Source organism: Clostridium sp. (assembly GCF_029267215.1).
GTDB lineage: Bacteria > Bacillota > Clostridia > Clostridiales > Clostridiaceae > Sarcina.
Map to the genome: position 1 here is coordinate 1 of NZ_JARIDH010000069.1, position 1,045 is coordinate 1,045.

At 35.4% G+C, this 1,045-nt stretch carries 2 protein-coding genes and 1 pseudogene; all 3 read left to right on the forward strand.

Annotated elements, in window-relative coordinates; translation table 11 throughout:
• Positions 1-378: transcription termination/antitermination protein NusG (nusG, locus tag Q1K13_RS11540; protein ID WP_300351009.1), on the forward strand; the 378-nt coding region annotated here is incomplete at its 5' end.
• A 74-nt stretch (positions 379-452) separates the two neighbouring features.
• Positions 453-878 (forward strand): 50S ribosomal protein L11, encoded by a 426-nt coding sequence (rplK, locus tag Q1K13_RS11545; RefSeq protein WP_003452181.1) that lies wholly within the window; start codon positions 453-455, stop codon positions 876-878.
• A 57-nt stretch (positions 879-935) separates the two neighbouring features.
• Positions 936-1,045 (forward strand): annotated as a pseudogene (locus Q1K13_RS11550) (50S ribosomal protein L1); the annotation flags it as partial.

Genomic DNA, 1,045 nt, shown 5'->3' on the forward strand with positions numbered 1-1,045 from the left:
GAAGAAAAAGATGGTAAGATAAAAGTTACTTTAAAGAAAAAATTCCCAGGATATGTTATAGTAAACATGGTTATGACAGATGAATCTTGGTATGTCGTAAGAAATACAAGAGGAGTAACTGGATTTGTAGGTCCAGGGTCAAAACCTGTACCACTTACCGATGAAGAGGTAGAATCTATGGGAGTAATGAAAACTGCTATGGATATCGACTTGGAGGTAGGAGAAACTATAAACATTATTTCAGGAGCTTTAAGTGGTTTTGCTGCTATAATCCAAGAAATAAATGTTGAAAAAGGCAAAATAAAAGCCTTAGTAGATATGTTCGGTAGAGAAACTCTAGCTGAACTAGATTTTAATCAAGTAGAAAAATTAGATTAAAAATCAGACTAACGTCTCGATCAAGTGGGAGGGCGGAAGTCCGATAATTACCACAGTATAGGAGGAATAAACTCATGGCTAAGAAAGTAACAGGAATGATAAAACTTCAACTTCCTGCAGGAAAAGCAACACCAGCACCACCAGTAGGACCCGCTTTAGGTCAACACGGTGTAAACATAATGGGATTCTGTAAAGAATTCAACGCAAAGACTGCTGATAAAGCTGGCTTAATAATACCAGTTGTAATAACTGTATATCAAGACAGATCATTCAGCTTCATATTAAAAACTCCACCAGCTGCAGTTCTTATAAAGAAAGAATTAGGCTTAGAAAGTGGATCAGGTGTTCCAAACAGAACTAAAGTTGGAAACATCACTAAAGAGCAAATAAGAAAAATTGCTGAATTAAAAATGCCAGACTTAAATGCTGCAACAATCGAAACTGCAATGAGCATGATCGAAGGTACTGCTAGAAGTATGGGTGTAGTAGTAGTAGAATAATTTATTCAAATCGGTGGGAGGTAAAAACCGCTAATACCACAAAGGAGGATTATATTAATGGGAAAGAAATATATTGAAAGTTCAAAATTAATAGATAAAAATGCATTATATACTCCAGCAGAAGCTTTAGAGCTTGCTGTTAAAACTGCAAAAGCTAAATTCGATGA